The organism is Bacillus sp. F2HM (assembly GCF_019266135.1).
GTDB classification, from domain to species: Bacteria; Bacillota; Bacilli; order Bacillales; family Bacillaceae; genus Bacillus; species Bacillus safensis.
This window is the reverse complement of sequence record NZ_LRMO01000020.1, coordinates 60,978-75,053: the sequence shown is the minus strand read 5'-3', so window position 1 is coordinate 75,053 and position 14,076 is coordinate 60,978. Positions and strand designations below refer to the sequence as shown.

Annotated in this window: 17 protein-coding genes; 12 read left to right on the top strand and 5 right to left on the bottom strand. The window is 40.6% G+C overall.

Annotated features, from left to right (window positions below; all coding sequences use genetic code 11):
• Nucleotides 1–288: 288 nt before the first annotated feature.
• From thiL to tsaD, 5 genes are read left to right on the top strand one after another with little or no spacing between them, the layout of a single operon-like run.
• The gene (thiL, locus tag AWT60_RS13530) at nucleotides 289–1,266 is read left to right on the top strand and encodes a thiamine-phosphate kinase (RefSeq protein ID WP_076841155.1); all 978 of its coding nucleotides are present in this window, start codon (nucleotides 289–291) and stop codon (nucleotides 1,264–1,266) included.
• A 13-nt stretch (nucleotides 1,267–1,279) separates the two neighbouring features.
• On the top strand, nucleotides 1,280–1,756 hold the full coding sequence (gene tsaE, locus AWT60_RS13525) for a tRNA (adenosine(37)-N6)-threonylcarbamoyltransferase complex ATPase subunit type 1 TsaE (RefSeq protein WP_041108765.1): 477 nt from the start codon (nucleotides 1,280–1,282) through the stop codon (nucleotides 1,754–1,756).
• Nucleotides 1,737–2,426: a tRNA (adenosine(37)-N6)-threonylcarbamoyltransferase complex dimerization subunit type 1 TsaB gene (tsaB, locus tag AWT60_RS13520; RefSeq protein ID WP_041108763.1), complete on the top strand. Its 690-nt coding sequence runs from the start codon at nucleotides 1,737–1,739 to the stop codon at nucleotides 2,424–2,426. Before tsaE ends, tsaB begins: the two co-directional genes overlap by 20 nt.
• Before the next feature lie 25 nt (nucleotides 2,427–2,451).
• The gene (rimI, locus tag AWT60_RS13515) at nucleotides 2,452–2,880 is read left to right on the top strand and encodes a ribosomal protein S18-alanine N-acetyltransferase (RefSeq protein ID WP_024424460.1); all 429 of its coding nucleotides are present in this window, start codon (nucleotides 2,452–2,454) and stop codon (nucleotides 2,878–2,880) included.
• On the top strand, nucleotides 2,873–3,901 hold the full coding sequence (tsaD, locus tag AWT60_RS13510) for a tRNA (adenosine(37)-N6)-threonylcarbamoyltransferase complex transferase subunit TsaD (protein WP_218677372.1): 1,029 nt from the start codon (nucleotides 2,873–2,875) through the stop codon (nucleotides 3,899–3,901). The genes rimI and tsaD overlap by 8 nt, the downstream gene beginning before the upstream one ends.
• A 269-nt stretch (nucleotides 3,902–4,170) precedes the next feature.
• On the opposite strand, the gene AWT60_RS13505 is transcribed toward tsaD, so the two are convergent.
• Nucleotides 4,171–6,093 carry an ABC-F family ATP-binding cassette domain-containing protein gene (locus AWT60_RS13505; protein ID WP_218677371.1) on the bottom strand — a complete coding sequence of 641 codons (1,923 nt, stop codon included), beginning with the start codon at nucleotides 6,091–6,093 and terminating at the stop codon, nucleotides 4,171–4,173.
• Between the two features lie 138 nt (nucleotides 6,094–6,231).
• On the opposite strand from AWT60_RS13505, the gene moaC reads away from it, so the two are divergent.
• From moaC to tatC, 4 genes are read left to right on the top strand one after another with little or no spacing between them, the layout of a single operon-like run.
• On the top strand, nucleotides 6,232–6,723 hold the full coding sequence (moaC, locus tag AWT60_RS13500; protein WP_034664898.1) for a cyclic pyranopterin monophosphate synthase MoaC: 492 nt from the start codon (nucleotides 6,232–6,234) through the stop codon (nucleotides 6,721–6,723).
• 15 nt (nucleotides 6,724–6,738) lie between these two features.
• Nucleotides 6,739–7,392 (top strand): redox-sensing transcriptional repressor Rex, encoded by a 654-nt coding sequence (locus tag AWT60_RS13495; RefSeq protein WP_008355687.1) that lies wholly within the window; start codon nucleotides 6,739–6,741, stop codon nucleotides 7,390–7,392.
• Nucleotides 7,393–7,419: 27 nt separating this feature from the next.
• Nucleotides 7,420–7,599: a twin-arginine translocase TatA/TatE family subunit gene (locus AWT60_RS13490; protein ID WP_008355689.1), complete on the top strand. Its 180-nt coding sequence runs from the start codon at nucleotides 7,420–7,422 to the stop codon at nucleotides 7,597–7,599.
• A 6-nt stretch (nucleotides 7,600–7,605) separates the two neighbouring features.
• The gene (gene tatC / locus AWT60_RS13485; protein ID WP_256928503.1) at nucleotides 7,606–8,364 is read left to right on the top strand and encodes a twin-arginine translocase subunit TatC; all 759 of its coding nucleotides are present in this window, start codon (nucleotides 7,606–7,608) and stop codon (nucleotides 8,362–8,364) included.
• A gap of 38 nt (nucleotides 8,365–8,402) precedes the next feature.
• Here tatC and AWT60_RS13480 read toward each other — a convergent pair whose 3' ends face one another.
• From AWT60_RS13480 to AWT60_RS13470, 3 genes are read right to left on the bottom strand one after another with little or no spacing between them, the layout of a single operon-like run.
• A complete protein-coding gene (locus AWT60_RS13480) occupies nucleotides 8,403–9,029 on the bottom strand; it encodes an NUDIX hydrolase (protein WP_218677369.1) in 627 nt (208 codons plus the stop codon).
• A 56-nt stretch (nucleotides 9,030–9,085) separates the two neighbouring features.
• Entirely contained in the window at nucleotides 9,086–9,280 is a 195-nt protein-coding gene (locus AWT60_RS13475; RefSeq protein WP_003213897.1) for a YdiK family protein, read from the bottom strand.
• Nucleotides 9,277–10,011 carry a CPBP family intramembrane glutamic endopeptidase gene (locus AWT60_RS13470; RefSeq protein ID WP_041108753.1) on the bottom strand — a complete coding sequence of 245 codons (735 nt, stop codon included), beginning with the start codon at nucleotides 10,009–10,011 and terminating at the stop codon, nucleotides 9,277–9,279. Before AWT60_RS13470 ends, AWT60_RS13475 begins: the two co-directional genes overlap by 4 nt.
• Before the next feature lie 229 nt (nucleotides 10,012–10,240).
• On the opposite strand from AWT60_RS13470, the gene groES reads away from it, so the two are divergent.
• A complete protein-coding gene (gene groES, locus AWT60_RS13465; protein WP_024426730.1) occupies nucleotides 10,241–10,525 on the top strand; it encodes a co-chaperone GroES in 285 nt (94 codons plus the stop codon).
• A 55-nt stretch (nucleotides 10,526–10,580) separates the two neighbouring features.
• The gene (gene groL / locus AWT60_RS13460; RefSeq protein WP_041108751.1) at nucleotides 10,581–12,215 is read left to right on the top strand and encodes a chaperonin GroEL; all 1,635 of its coding nucleotides are present in this window, start codon (nucleotides 10,581–10,583) and stop codon (nucleotides 12,213–12,215) included.
• A gap of 480 nt (nucleotides 12,216–12,695) precedes the next feature.
• Here the strand turns inward: groL and AWT60_RS13455 are convergent, their stop codons facing one another.
• A complete protein-coding gene (locus AWT60_RS13455) occupies nucleotides 12,696–13,208 on the bottom strand; it encodes a DUF3231 family protein (protein WP_025092756.1) in 513 nt (170 codons plus the stop codon).
• 406 nt (nucleotides 13,209–13,614) lie between these two features.
• On the opposite strand from AWT60_RS13455, the gene AWT60_RS13450 reads away from it, so the two are divergent.
• On the top strand, nucleotides 13,615–14,067 hold the full coding sequence (locus AWT60_RS13450) for a MarR family winged helix-turn-helix transcriptional regulator (RefSeq protein ID WP_163115535.1): 453 nt from the start codon (nucleotides 13,615–13,617) through the stop codon (nucleotides 14,065–14,067).
• The last annotated feature ends 9 nt before the right edge of the window (nucleotides 14,068–14,076 follow it).

The following is a 14,076-nucleotide window of genomic DNA, read 5'->3' as shown; positions in this document are numbered from 1 at the left end:
CCGTCCGGACCGCCATTTTTATGACTTGTAAACGAAAACGTATAGTTTCGTTTTTTTTTATGTCTTTTTCTTTCTACAAGTGCCCAAGTTGCAATGAAATGTTTTGTGTTTGGCTACACTATAAGAAAGAATAGATAGATTACTTCAACTCAGCCTGGTTTTTTCACACCAGGCTTTCTTTATATCATTTTTAGTTGGAACTGAGACTTATATTCGCTACACTAATACTAACTGTGTTTGACCTCATGTCTACTTAACCAATTGATTGCAAGAAGGGGCTGTCTTTTTATGGATGAATTTGATCTTATTCGCCGAATCACACCAAAAGATACATATCAGCGCTCTTTGATCATGGGCATCGGTGATGATGCAAGTGTTTATCAACCTCATTCACATTGTGAAGAGGTCGTTTGTGTTGATACAATGGTGGAGCATGTTCATTTTCGTTTTGACTTTTCCACACCTTTTGAAGTTGGCTTTAAAGCACTGGCAGTCAATGTTAGTGACATCGCTGCAATGGGAGGGACCCCAAAGTATTATCTTGTTTCAATTGCGATCCCGCCCCATGGTGATGAGACAATCGTCACGGAACTTTACGAGGGAATGAAAGCGTTGGCTGACTCCTATCATATGGATTTGATTGGTGGAGATACAGTGGCCACCCGCAGTGACTTTGTCATTACCGTGACGGTGATTGGTGAGGTTTCAAAGGGAAAAGCTTGTTATCGTCACAGTGCTCAGACTGGAGACGTTGTCTTTGTCACAGGTGAACTCGGTTCATCAGCTGCTGGGTTATCAATCTTAATGAACGAAGCAGCTCCAACTAAGAAGATCGATGCTGATTTTTTTCTTAAGCGTCATAAAATGCCTCTGCCTCATATTGCTGCTGGACACATTTGTTCAAGTTTCCAGCGGGTCACCTTGAATGATGTGAGTGATGGATTAGCGAGTGAGTTAAATGAAATAGCCGAAGCGAGCTGTGTGATGATCGAGATAGAAGCTGATAAGCTTCCAATTCATCCAGATTTACAGGTGCTGCGCAAAGACTGGCTTGAATGGGTGTTGTTTGGCGGAGAAGATTTTGTGTTAACTGGTACGATACCAGAATGTGATTGGGAAAGCTTTGAATCGCAATGTCAAAAAGAAGGCATTCAGATCACACGTATTGGACAAGTCAAAGATAATCAAGCAGCCAGTGTTATGTTAAAAAACAATGATCAACAAACAATGTTAATGAAAAAAGGATATAATCATTTTAAGAAATGAGGTGACATCAACGGTGAAATTAACATGGACGACAAAAGGTGCGGATGAGACGAAACGAATTGCCGCTGCATTGGCCAAACTTGTGATGCCAGGCGATGTATTGACATTAGAAGGAGATTTAGGTGCAGGTAAAACCACTTTTTCAAAAGGTTTTGCGGAAGGCTTAGGAATTACCCGTATCGTCAACAGCCCCACCTTTACAATTATTAAAGAATATACCGATGGCAGACTGCCACTATATCATATGGACGTGTACCGCATGGAAGATGCAGAAGAAGAGATCGGCCTCGAAGAATATTTTGAGGGTGAAGGTGTATGCTTGGTTGAATGGGCACATCTTATTGAACCTCAATTGCCTTCTTCCTATTTAAAAATAGAAATGCTGAGAACAGAACGTGAAGAAGAACGGCATCTCACGTTTGATGCAAAAGGGGAGCGTTATGAGACCCTTTGTAAGGAGATGAAAGAAATTGACCATACTGGCCATTGATACATCAAACCATACACTAGGAATTGCTCTTGTAAGAGACTTCACTGTGATTGGCGAGAGCATTACGTATTTAAAAAAGAACCATTCCGTCCGAGCGATGCCTACTGTTGAAGCATTGATGAAAGAATGTGGTGTATCACCAAGCGAACTAAGCAAAATCGTTGTAGCAAAAGGACCTGGTTCTTACACTGGCGTCAGAATCGGTGTTACCATCGCAAAAACACTTGCGTGGACGCTGTCTATTCCGATATCGGCTGTTTCGAGTTTAGAAACACTTGCGGCAAATGGCCAATATTTTGACGGGTATATCTCACCTCTATTTGATGCGAGAAGAGGACAAGTTTATACCGGACTCTATACGTTTGAAAAAGGTAAGGTCAAAGAGGTCGAACCAGATCAAAATATCCTGCTCACGGATTGGCTTCATGAACTGAAGCAGACAGGAAAGCCTGTTCTATTTCTTGGACAAGATGTGCACCTTCATGAAGAGAGCATTCGCTCCATTTTAGGAGAAACGGCTGTACTGGCAGAGGGAACATTTCATAACCCAAGACCTGCAGTGCTTGCATTTTTAGGCGCAGATCGTCCTGCTGAAGATGTCCATCAGCTTGTTCCTAACTATATTCGTTTGGCAGAAGCGGAAGTGAAATGGCTTGAAGGACAAAAATAATCTTCACATAGCAGAGATACGACAAATGACAGTAGCGGACATTCCAGAGGTGTATACGATTGAAGTGCATTCGTTTACAGCCCCTTGGAAAAAGGAATCGTTTGTGTATGAGATTCTTCATAACCAATACAGCCATTATTTCCTCATTGAAGAAGATAAGCAGCCTGTTGGGTATTGCGGGGTCTGGATTGTCATGGACGATGCACAAATTACGAACATTGCGATTCTCCCTGAGCATAGAGGAAAAGGCTACGGGGAAGCATTGCTTCGATATGTCATGGAATTTTGCAAAGAAAAAAAGACAGATCATCTTTCTTTAGAGGTGCGGGTTTCGAATACACCAGCACAATCCCTCTATGAAAAGCTCGGTTTCAGACCAGCTTCTATTCGAAAGAATTATTATACGGATAATGGAGAAGATGCATTAGTCATGTGGGTGAATATAAATGAGTGAACAAACAGATCGATTCATATTAGGTATAGAAACAAGCTGCGATGAAACAGCTGCGTCCATTGTCAAAAATGGAAAGGAAATCGTGGCGAATGTGGTGGCCTCGCAAATAGACAGTCATAAACGATTTGGCGGAGTTGTACCCGAAATTGCTTCAAGGCATCACGTGGAGCAAGTCACCATCGTATTAGAAGAAGTGATGGCACAGGCGGGTATGAGTTTTAAGGATTTAGATGCGATTGCTGTCACAGAAGGACCTGGCCTCGTGGGTGCCTTGTTGATTGGTGTCAATGCAGCAAAGGCACTGAGCTTTGCCCATCAAATTCCTCTTGTTGGTGTTCATCATATTGCAGGGCATATTTATGCAAACCAGTTTGTTGATGAATTGGAGTTCCCATGTTTAGCTCTTGTTGTCTCCGGCGGACATACTGAGCTTGTTTTAATGAAGGAGCACGGATCTTTTGAGGTCATCGGAGAAACTTTAGATGATGCAGCTGGAGAAGCGTACGATAAAGTGGCCCGGACGATGGGTCTACCGTACCCAGGCGGACCTCACATTGATCGGTTAGCGCATGAAGGGGAGCCGACAATTAAGCTTCCCCGTGCATGGCTTGAAGAAGGGTCCTATCACTTTAGCTTCAGTGGTTTAAAATCAGCTGTGATCAACACCTTACACAATGCGTCACAAAAGGGTGAAACGATTGCCCCAGAGAATTTGGCCGCAAGTTTTCAAGCAAGCGTCATTGAAGTACTTGTTGGGAAAACATTGAAAGCAGCAGAAGCCTATGGTGTGAAGCAGGTTGTTCTAGCTGGAGGAGTCGCTGCCAATAAAGGACTAAGAGAAGCTTTAACCTCAGCATTTACGAAGCTGCCAGACGTGAAGATCATTATTCCGCCATTATCTCTTTGCACAGACAATGCAGCCATGATTGCTGCCGCTGGAACCGTTGCATTTGAAAAAGGAATCAGAGGCGATATGGCGATGAATGGCCAGCCAGGGCTGCCGCTAGTCTCATATGAATGAAAACTCCTGTGGATTACAGGGGTTTTTATTTTTTATGAAAGCGATTTATTCACATGTAAACGTTATATATCCACAATTGTTAGAAAATTTTGTTTTAAAATGAAGAGGGTGTGTATAAATATGATCTTTTTTGTGGATATGTGATTAAAACCCTGTGGATAAAGTGGATAAGTCTAAAGTGTTTAAGAATAATCAAGAAGTTATTGTGGGTATCATTGTGGATAATAAATTTTCTTTGAAAGAAAAAAGAGTACCTTTTAGGGCACTCTTTAAGCTTCTGACAGCTCTTCCCACTCTGCAAAAAGTGATTCCAGCTCTTGATTGAGCGTATCATTTTCTGTTTGAATGTCTTGGACCTTCTCGTGATCTTGAAAAATATCAGGATCACATAGCAGCTGTTCATTTTCACCGAGCTTGTCTTCGACGACAGCAATGCGTTCTTCAATTTCTTCGATTCTGCGCTGCTTTTGTCTTTCTTTCTTTTTCAGCTCTTTTTCTTCCGCATAAGAAAGCTTTGCCTTTTCTAATTGCTGTGCAGCTTGTATTTTAAGCGGTTCATTTTCTTGAAGTGCTTCCAGCTCTAATTGTTCATTTTTCTTTTCAAGATAGTAGTCATAATCACCGAGATATTCTCTTGTTTCTGTAGGCGAAAGCTCAAATACTTTCGTGGCGAGACGATTGATAAAATAACGATCATGCGAGACAAATAAGATGGTTCCTGGATAGTCGATTAGTGCATTCTCTAAAATTTCCTTACTATCTAAGTCCAGATGGTTTGTAGGCTCATCGAGAATAAGGAAATTGGCTTTTTGGAGCATCAGCTTTGCCAGTGCAAGGCGTGCTTTTTCTCCGCCGCTTAATGCATGGACAGGCTTTAAAACGTCATCACCGGAAAAAAGGAAGTTTCCTAAACATGTCCGAATTTCTTTTTCATTCATATGAGGATAGTCATCCCAAAGCTCATTGAGCACTTTTTTCGAGGATGTCAGTTTGGCTTGCTCTTGGTCATAGTAGCCGATCGTGACATGAGATCCAAAAGTGATGTCGCCTTTTACTGGTGTTAATGTGTTTGTTAACGTTTTTAAAAGGGTTGATTTCCCGATCCCGTTAGGACCAATGAGTGCCACACTATCCTCGCGTTTAATCTGAAAAGAAAGAGAGGATAGGAGCGGTGTTTTTTCATCATAACGAATATCGAGATCATGCACCTTCAGCACATCATTGCCGCTTTGTCTCGTAATATCAAAATGTAAGTTTGCGGATTTTTCGTCACCTAAAGGCTTATCTAAACGATCCATTCGTTCGAGCTGCTTGCGCCTGCTTTGTGCGCGCTTTGTAGTTGAAGCTCTTGCCAGGTTGCGATCCACGAAATCCTGAAGTTTTGAGATCTCTTCTTGCTGCTTTTCGTATAGTTTCATATCCCGCTCGAGCTGCTCTGCTTTCAGCTCAAGATACTTACTATAGTTCCCTGCAAACTTTTTCATCGAAGTTCTTGAAACTTCATAGACGTGGTTTACGACTTTGTCTAAGAAATAGCGGTCATGGGACACGATGAGAATGGCACCTGTATAATTTTGCAAATACTGCTCCAGCCATGATAAGGTATCAATATCTAAATGGTTGGTCGGCTCATCCAGAATTAAGAGTTCTGGTTTCATTAATAAGAGCTTTCCAAGCGCTAGACGGGTTTTCTGGCCGCCGCTTAAGGATTGGACGGTTGTCTCATCTTCGAAATGACTAAAGCCGAGTCCATGCAGAATGGAGCGGACATCTGCTTCATATTGATAGCCGCCTTGATCTTTAAATTCCTGCTGCAGCCTGTCATAGGTTTTCATCAGGGCATCCAGGTCAGAACCTGTGGAGGAAGCCATTTTCTCCTCAATTGTTCTCATCTCTTGTTCCATCTCTTTTAAATGATCAAAAACCGATAATAATTCGTCTTTTAACGTACGTGTAGACGTTACATCGGTATGCTGTGCTAAATAGCCGATCGATAGGTCTTTTGGTTTGATGATCTCACCTTGCTCGTAAGACATTTGACCGGCAATGATTTTCAAAAGCGTGGATTTGCCTGCGCCGTTACGACCTACAATGGCAATGCGATCCCTTGCTTTGACTTCCAATTTTATATTCGTTAAAACGGTATCAGCGCCAAACGATTTGGACAGCTGATTCACTTGTAGAATCATCATGTAACTTCACCTCTGCTATAATATGTTAAGTGTAGCTTATCAGCAGTAAACCGGCAAATGTTACATACAATCGCCATATTCAAATGAAAGACAGATAGGAAAAAATAGTGTATCATTTGAGTGAGGGAGCGTTGAAAGATGAGTCAATTTAGCCACTTTAACGAACAGGGAAGAGCAAAGATGGTCGACATTAGTGACAAATCGTCTACAGTGAGGACCGCCGTTGCTGCTTCAAGTGTTCGTATGATAAAAGAAGTGTTTCATAAAATACAACAGCGTGAAATTGGAAAAGGGGATGTGCTGTCTGTTGCACAGGTTGCTGGCATCATGGCAGCAAAGCAAACATCTACCATCATTCCAATGTGTCATCCGCTTGCACTAAAAGGCGTGGATATCTCCTTTGATTGGGAGGAAGACGGAAATGCGCACATCCTGAACATACAAGTACAGGTAAAAACAAAAGGAAGTACAGGTGTGGAGATGGAAGCGCTCACTTCTGCTTCAGTATGTGCACTGACCGTTTACGACATGTGCAAAGCGATTGATAAAGGCATGATCATCGGTCCTACCTATCTAATTGAAAAGACAGGCGGGAAAAATGGTGATTTTCACAGAGCATCTGATATTTAAGTTGGAGGACCTTATATGAATATAGATCAGTCAAAAATTCCACAAGCGACAGCCAAACGTTTGCCGCTATACTACCGTTTTTTAAAAAATCTGCATGCATCAGGAAAACAAAGGGTGTCATCAGCAGAGCTTAGTGATGCAGTCAAAGTGGATTCTGCTACCATTCGCCGAGATTTTTCGTACTTTGGTGCACTTGGGAAGAAAGGGTATGGCTATAATGTCGATTATCTCTTGACCTTCTTCAGAAAGACCCTTGACCAAGATGAAATGACCAATGTCATGCTCATCGGTGTCGGAAATTTAGGGACTGCTTTTTTACACTATAATTTCATAAAAAATAATAATACAAAAATTTCAATGGCTTTTGACGTCAATGAGAGTAAAATAGGAAGTGAGATAGGCGGCGTGCCTGTCTATGATTTGGATAAGCTTGAAGAGCATGTTCAAGAGGTAGGAGATATCCCTGTTGCAATTTTGACAGTACCTGCCGTAGCAGCTCAATCCATTACAGATCGTTTGATTGCCCTTGGCATCAAAGGAATCCTTAACTTTACGCCGGCTCGATTGAATGTGCCGGAACACATTCGAATTCATCATATAGATTTGGCGGTTGAACTTCAGTCTCTTGTGTATTTCTTAAAGCATTACTCTGTTACGCAGGAGGACTGACGAAAAGGGGTAAAGGGGGTGGAGCAAATGGGTCCGATCGGTCCTGGGAGTTTGATTCTGATTGCGATTGTAGCGCTCATTATTTTTGGGCCGAAAAAGCTTCCTGAATTAGGAAGAGCAGCAGGAGATACATTACGTGAATTCAAAAATGCCACAAAAGGCTTAGCTGATGATCAGGAAGAAAAAAAGAAAAAAGAAGATCAGTAGAATAGGATGAGCTTCATGAATGTCAAAGATATGCCGCTTATGGAGCATATTGTGGAACTGCGAAAACGTTTAGTGATCATTGCGATGTTTTTTGTCGCCTTTATGGTGTCTGGTTTTTTTCTCGCTAAGCCGGTCATTCTGTATTTACAAAATACCGATGAAGCGGCAACACTGACGCTGAATGCATTTAAGCTTACAGATCCACTGTACGTGTTTATGCAGTTCGCATTTGTCATTGCTTTGGTTTTGACGTGTCCCGTTATTTTATATCAGCTGTGGGCGTTTGTGAGTCCTGGCTTATATGAAAAAGAAAGAAAGGTGACACTTGCTTACATTCCGATTGCACTGCTTTTATTTTTGAGCGGTGTGGCTTTCTCTTACTTTATTTTATTTCCGTTTGTCGTCGATTTTATGATGCGAATGTCGAATGATTTAAATGTAGAGCAAGTCATTGGGATTCATGAGTATTTTACATTTCTAATGCAGTTAACACTTCCATTTGGCTTTTTGTTTCAGATGCCCGTCGTGTTGATGTTTCTCACAAGACTTGGCATCATCACACCGATGTTTTTATCAAAAATACGGAAGTATGCCTATTTTGTCCTCCTTGTCATTGCCGCACTCATTACACCGCCAGAGCTTGTTTCTCACCTCATGGTCACCTTGCCAATGCTCGTTTTATACGAAGTGAGTATTATCATTTCAAGAGTGACCTACCGCAAAATGCAGCAAACAGAGGAGAAAGAAAAACATGATGTTTCATAAAAAAGCATTATGATCCAATGAGGATCACGATGCTTTTTCTATTGTGTAAGAAATTGATTGATCGCGTGAAAGAGGTGCTTATAATAGGCGGGCTCATGCGAGACAAAATCTCGAATATGTACTTCCCTGCTTTCCTCACGTCGTTCGCCGTTTGCAGCCACTTCAAAGCCCTCGATTTGAATGCTTTCACATGTTCCTGTTAAAAGCTGCTGTGCATCAAGCAGTTTTGCTCTGTACAGACCAGCGACTTCTTCTTTCTGTAGATGAACTTCCATGTGCTTTTCTTCATTCATATAAAGGTACACATGGCAGAACTCACGGTCAATGAACGAAGGCATATGGATTTCATCCTTTATGATACCTGCAAAGGTGAGGTCCTCAAAAGGGATGGAAAGACCAATTTCTTCTTCTACCTCTCTTAAGCCATCAGAAGGCTGTTCATCTGCGAGAAGATGGCCCGCTGCGGTGATATCAAACAGAGAAGGAAAATCCTTTTTTGCGGGACTTCTAAGCTGAAAATAAAGATACACGGTGCTATGCTCTTTTTTAAGAAGCCAGAAATGAAATGTTTCATGCCAAAAACCTTGGGCGTGAACATCTGAACGAGCGGCAGTTCCAATCGTTTCATGTTGATCATTGAAGATGCGAAGTTTTTCATGTTCCATAAAGATACATCCTCCATAAAAAAACCATTTTCCAACCGCGGAAAATGGTTTTTGATTTATTTTTGCTGCTGTTTTTTGAGTTTGACAGAGAAGGCAAACATTTTAAGCGCGATATTGATATTATAGGCCGCAAACACCATCAGCAAAATGCTGTAAAATGACCACATGTCACCTGGGTTCTGAATGGCCATATAGGTGAAAGCGACACCTACGGCAAAATAAATGATGCCCCATACGACTGGGTTTCTCATGAGAAAAAGCCTCCAATAATCATTTGCATAGTTTGAGATTGTTCTTCAATCATTTTTCTTACTGGCTCAATCTGTACAAGAATGACGAGCGAGTTCATCAACATATGAGCGCCGATTGGAACAATGATTCGTTTTGTTTTGGCATATAAAAAGGCAAAGGTAAAGCCCATTGCGGTATAGAGAAAGAAGTGGGGAAAATCAGAGTGTGCAGCAGCGAAAAATACTGAACTCACAAGTGCTCCAATAAAAAAATTCGTTCTTTCATAAATCACACCAAAAATGATTTTTCGGAAAACGATTTCTTCAAGTATTGGTCCAATCAGTGAAATAATGATAACAAGAAAAGGAAAAGCATCCATAATAGATAAAATATTTTGCGTATTTTCTGATTCACGGCCAATGCCGAATGCATATTGTTCAATCACGCCTGCAATCGATTGTGCAAAGAGAGAAAGAAAGAAACCGCCAATGATCCATGCGATAGCAGAACCGATTGAAGCAGGCGCTTCATTTCGCAGTGAAGCTTTTGGGACGGTTCGAAGGATGAGCAGAATAATGATCAACCCGATACAGAAACTGATGATTGTCCACGTTCCTGATAATTTTGAAAGCTCTGTTTGAGTCATCGGTGTTTGAATGAATCCCAGCCATTTCATAATAAGAAAATAAGGAAACGCAGATACCTGTACCAATATATACGTTAAGATGATGTACCAATATTGTTTTTTCAAGTAACGAAAACCCCTTTACTAAAAGAACTAAATTTATTGTAACACAAGTCTTCTTTTTCGATAAAAAGGAAAGAATCTGAGATTGAAAAAGATCATGAAAGCGTAAAAATTTTTAAAGGTTTTTACTTGAAATTGCAGAAGACATTCTTTATTATAATAAATGTGTTAGCACTCACTGGTGATGAGTGCTAAAAAAGACTACATATAAAAATTGAGGAGGTTGTTTCTTATGTTAAAGCCATTAGGCGATCGCGTAATCATTGAACTCGTTGAATCTGAGGAAAAAACCGCTAGCGGTATTGTTTTACCGGATTCTGCAAAAGAAAAACCGCAAGAAGGTAAAATTGTTGCAGCAGGTTCAGGGCGTGTACTTGAAAGTGGTGAGCGCGTTGCGTTAGAAGTAAGCACAGGCGACCGCATTATCTTCTCAAAATATGCAGGCACTGAAGTGAAATATGAAGGAAAAGAATATTTAATCCTTCGTGAGAGCGACATTTTAGCTGTTATTGGTTAATCACATAAAAAACATTGAGATACATTTTTAAAAAGACTGAGGAGGTTTCGTTATTATGGCAAAAGATATTAAGTTCAGTGAAGAAGCACGTCGCGCAATGTTACGTGGTGTAGATGCACTTGCAGATGCTGTAAAAGTAACTTTAGGACCTAAAGGACGTAACGTGGTTCTTGAGAAAAAATTCGGTTCTCCACTTATCACAAATGATGGTGTAACGATTGCAAAAGAAATCGAATTAGAAGATGCATTTGAAAACATGGGTGCAAAACTTGTGGCTGAAGTTGCAAGCAAAACAAACGATGTTGCTGGTGACGGTACAACAACTGCAACAGTTCTAGCTCAAGCGATGATCCGTGAAGGTCTTAAAAACGTAACAGCTGGTGCAAACCCTGTTGGCGTTCGTAAAGGGATCGAAGAAGCAGTGAAAGTAGCACTTGAAGGCTTGCACGAGATTTCTAAACCAATCGAAGGCAAAGAATCAATTGCTCAAGTTGCGGCTATTTCTGCAGCAGATGAAGAAGTCGGCAGCCTAATCGCTGAAGCGATGGAACGCGTAGGTAACGATGGTGTCATCACAATTGAAGAATCTAAAGGATTCACAACTGAGCTTGAAGTGGTTGAAGGTATGCAATTTGACCGCGGATATGCTTCACCATACATGGTGACGGATTCTGATAAGATGGAAGCGGTTCTTGAAAATCCTTACATCTTAATTACTGATAAAAAAATTACAAACATTCAAGAAATCCTTCCTGTACTTGAGCAAGTTGTACAACAAGGCAAACCATTATTGCTCATTGCTGAAGATGTAGAAGGCGAAGCACTTGCAACTCTTGTTGTGAACAAACTTCGTGGTACATTCAACGCAGTAGCAGTAAAAGCACCTGGATTCGGTGATCGTCGTAAAGCAATGCTTGAAGACATCTCTGTTCTAACTGGCGGAGAATTAATCACAGAAGACCTAGGACTTGACCTGAAATCAACTGAAATCGGTCAGCTTGGCCGCGCTTCTAAAGTCGTTGTGACAAAAGAAAACACAACAATCGTAGAGGGCTCAGGAGATTCTGCTCAAATCTCAGCACGTGTGAACCAAATCCGTGCACAAGTAGAAGAAACAACTTCTGAATTCGATAAAGAAAAATTACAAGAACGTCTTGCAAAACTAGCTGGCGGCGTCGCTGTCATCAAAGTTGGTGCTGCAACTGAAACAGAACTAAAAGAGCGTAAACTACGCATCGAGGATGCACTGAACTCAACTCGCGCAGCAGTTGAAGAAGGTATCGTATCCGGTGGTGGTACAGCACTTGTGAATGTATACAACAAAGTCGCTTCAATCGAAGCTGATGGTGACGTTCAAACAGGTGTGAACATCGTTCTACGTTCTCTTGAAGAGCCAATTCGTCAAATCGCTCACAACGCAGGTCTTGAAGGATCCGTTATCGTTGAGCGCTTGAAAAACGAAGAAATTGGCGTAGGCTTCAACGCAGCAACAAACGAATGGGTAAACATGATCGAAAAAGGAATCGTTGACCCAACAAAAGTAACTCGCTCTGCACTTCAAAACGCAGCTTCTGTTGCAGCAATGCTTCTAACAACTGAAGCAGTCGTTGCTGACAAACCAGAAGAAGGCGGCTCAGGCGGCGGAATGCCAGATATGGGCGGCATGGGTGGTATGGGCGGCATGATGTAATCAGGGTTTCAAAACCTTGTTATATCAACGTCTGAAATTAACTATAGGAGAAGGCCTTTCATCAGTTTGCAAAACTGTTGGAAGGCCTTTTCTTCCATATTAACAGTCATATGAGCATAGATATTCCTCATAGTATGACTAACCTTGTTGATTAAATAGAAACTTTGAACGGGGAAAATCCGTCTTGATGCTGCATTTGCAAGGACTATAATAGAGAAAAAACACTGGTTATTTGCTATCAATGTTTACACAATCTATAGTAATAGGAGCTTTTAAATCTGAGGAAGATATTTTTAGGTATATTAAAGGAATTGATCTTCTATTGCTGATGATGTTGGCACAAAGGCAATCGATGGAAATGGCAAAAAATAGTGACTGTAGAGAGAGTGAAGGAGAGTCCAATTTGTAGAAAGTTTAAAGATTAGCAAGAAAAGAGTAAACCCTAAAGCGTCTACTCTTTCATGTTTAATCATCTTATGATTAACAATCTTCTGCTTTGCTATGATGAAGAGGTGGTGGAATTAACCATCCTTTTTCTTTGTTAAGTCTAAGGACTTTTGCTCCAAGTGCTGCCTTTTGAATATGAAACTGTCCAAACATCATAGCAATGTCTTCTCGAATTGATTGACCCATAATTGTGCTACACGATACTAATCCTGACGCAATGTTAGCCGAAAGACCAGCGGCTATTTCTGGATCTTGAAAACGTGCCCCTACTGGAATATCGTCTATACAAGCTTTAGGTCGTTCAGGAGGTGTTGGAGGTAAGCCAATTCCATTTTCTTTTAATAAAGTTTCAATTTCTTTGATTTCTTGTTGCCCACCCTGAATAGCTTCTTCAATTAATTTTTGTAAGTCTTCGTCACCTGCATGGTTTAAGTGGGTTTGATAACCAGCAATTAAACCTTTAGCTACCATCAAGTAAGACCATGTACCAAACACTTCACCATAGTGCATAGGTTCATCCGTTGGATTTCCACTTAAAATTCCCATTGTCATCCTCCCTAATTGTAAAATATTCATTAAGCGACCTCCCTTTCTTGACGATTGGTCACCTTTTTATAGTTCCTAAATTAAACCAATATATTCATCATTTTAATGATGGTTGTTAAAGGTAAAAATTCTAATTTTAATCTATGTGGACTCTAACGAATAATGGCTAATAAAACTGGAGAGGTTATGTTATAAAAAGAGGCAGCTACATAAATGGAAATTATCTTCTAGCAACGAATATATCGTTATTTTTGTAACGATTACCACTATTATAGGAACGAGGGAAATAAAGAAAATGAAAAGAACACTTTCTAAATGAAGGTGTTTTTTATTGTGTTTACAACAAAAATAAAATATAATGTTGTTGTGTATTATGTTGCAAATGCAATAAAAGGAGTCGTGATAAATGAGAGAGATTTTACGAGAGATTGGCGTCATTGCTCGGGCGCTTGATTCTATAAGTAATATTGAATTTAGAGAGTACGATTTAACGAAGGGGCAGTATTTGTATCTTGTGCGTATTTGTGAGGAGCCTGGTATCATTCAGGAAAAGCTGGCGGAAATGATTAAAGTGGATCGAACTACGGCGGCTCGGGCTATCAAAAAATTAGAACTGAATGGGTTTATTGAGAAGAAAGATGATCCTGTGAATAAAAAAATCAAAAAGCTGTTTCCAACTGAAAAAGGGGAAACGGTCTACCCAATGATCAAACGAGAACATGATTATTCGAATCAAGTAGCGCTTGATGGGTTTTCTGATGAGGAAGCAGAACAGATATGTGAGTATCTTCTAAGGGTGAGAAAAAATATCGAAAAAGATTGGGATTATGTGAAAAAAGGAAATAAGAGACGCTACTAAATGATAAGG

What these genes read in the sequence shown, in the direction of transcription:
- AWT60_RS13505 (WP_218677371.1), bottom strand. Translation starts at nt 6,093, where the DNA reads ATGATGATTCTACAAGTGAATCAGCTGTCCAAATCGTTTGGCGCTGAT.
- groL (WP_041108751.1), top strand. Translation starts at nt 10,581, where the DNA reads ATGGCAAAAGATATTAAGTTCAGTGAAGAAGCACGTCGCGCAATGTTA.
- tsaD (WP_218677372.1), top strand. Translation starts at nt 2,873, where the DNA reads ATGAGTGAACAAACAGATCGATTCATATTAGGTATAGAAACAAGCTGC.
- AWT60_RS13455 (WP_025092756.1), bottom strand. Translation starts at nt 13,208, where the DNA reads ATGGGAATTTTAAGTGGAAATCCAACGGATGAACCTATGCACTATGGT.
- rimI (WP_024424460.1), top strand. Translation starts at nt 2,452, where the DNA reads ATGACAGTAGCGGACATTCCAGAGGTGTATACGATTGAAGTGCATTCG.
- AWT60_RS13475 (WP_003213897.1), bottom strand. Translation starts at nt 9,280, where the DNA reads ATGAGAAACCCAGTCGTATGGGGCATCATTTATTTTGCCGTAGGTGTC.
- tatC (WP_256928503.1), top strand. Translation starts at nt 7,606, where the DNA reads ATGAGCTTCATGAATGTCAAAGATATGCCGCTTATGGAGCATATTGTG.
- AWT60_RS13495 (WP_008355687.1), top strand. Translation starts at nt 6,739, where the DNA reads ATGAATATAGATCAGTCAAAAATTCCACAAGCGACAGCCAAACGTTTG.
- thiL (WP_076841155.1), top strand. Translation starts at nt 289, where the DNA reads ATGGATGAATTTGATCTTATTCGCCGAATCACACCAAAAGATACATAT.
- AWT60_RS13490 (WP_008355689.1), top strand. Translation starts at nt 7,420, where the DNA reads ATGGGTCCGATCGGTCCTGGGAGTTTGATTCTGATTGCGATTGTAGCG.
- moaC (WP_034664898.1), top strand. Translation starts at nt 6,232, where the DNA reads ATGAGTCAATTTAGCCACTTTAACGAACAGGGAAGAGCAAAGATGGTC.
- AWT60_RS13450 (WP_163115535.1), top strand. Translation starts at nt 13,615, where the DNA reads ATGAGAGAGATTTTACGAGAGATTGGCGTCATTGCTCGGGCGCTTGAT.
- groES (WP_024426730.1), top strand. Translation starts at nt 10,241, where the DNA reads ATGTTAAAGCCATTAGGCGATCGCGTAATCATTGAACTCGTTGAATCT.
- AWT60_RS13480 (WP_218677369.1), bottom strand. Translation starts at nt 9,029, where the DNA reads ATGGAACATGAAAAACTTCGCATCTTCAATGATCAACATGAAACGATT.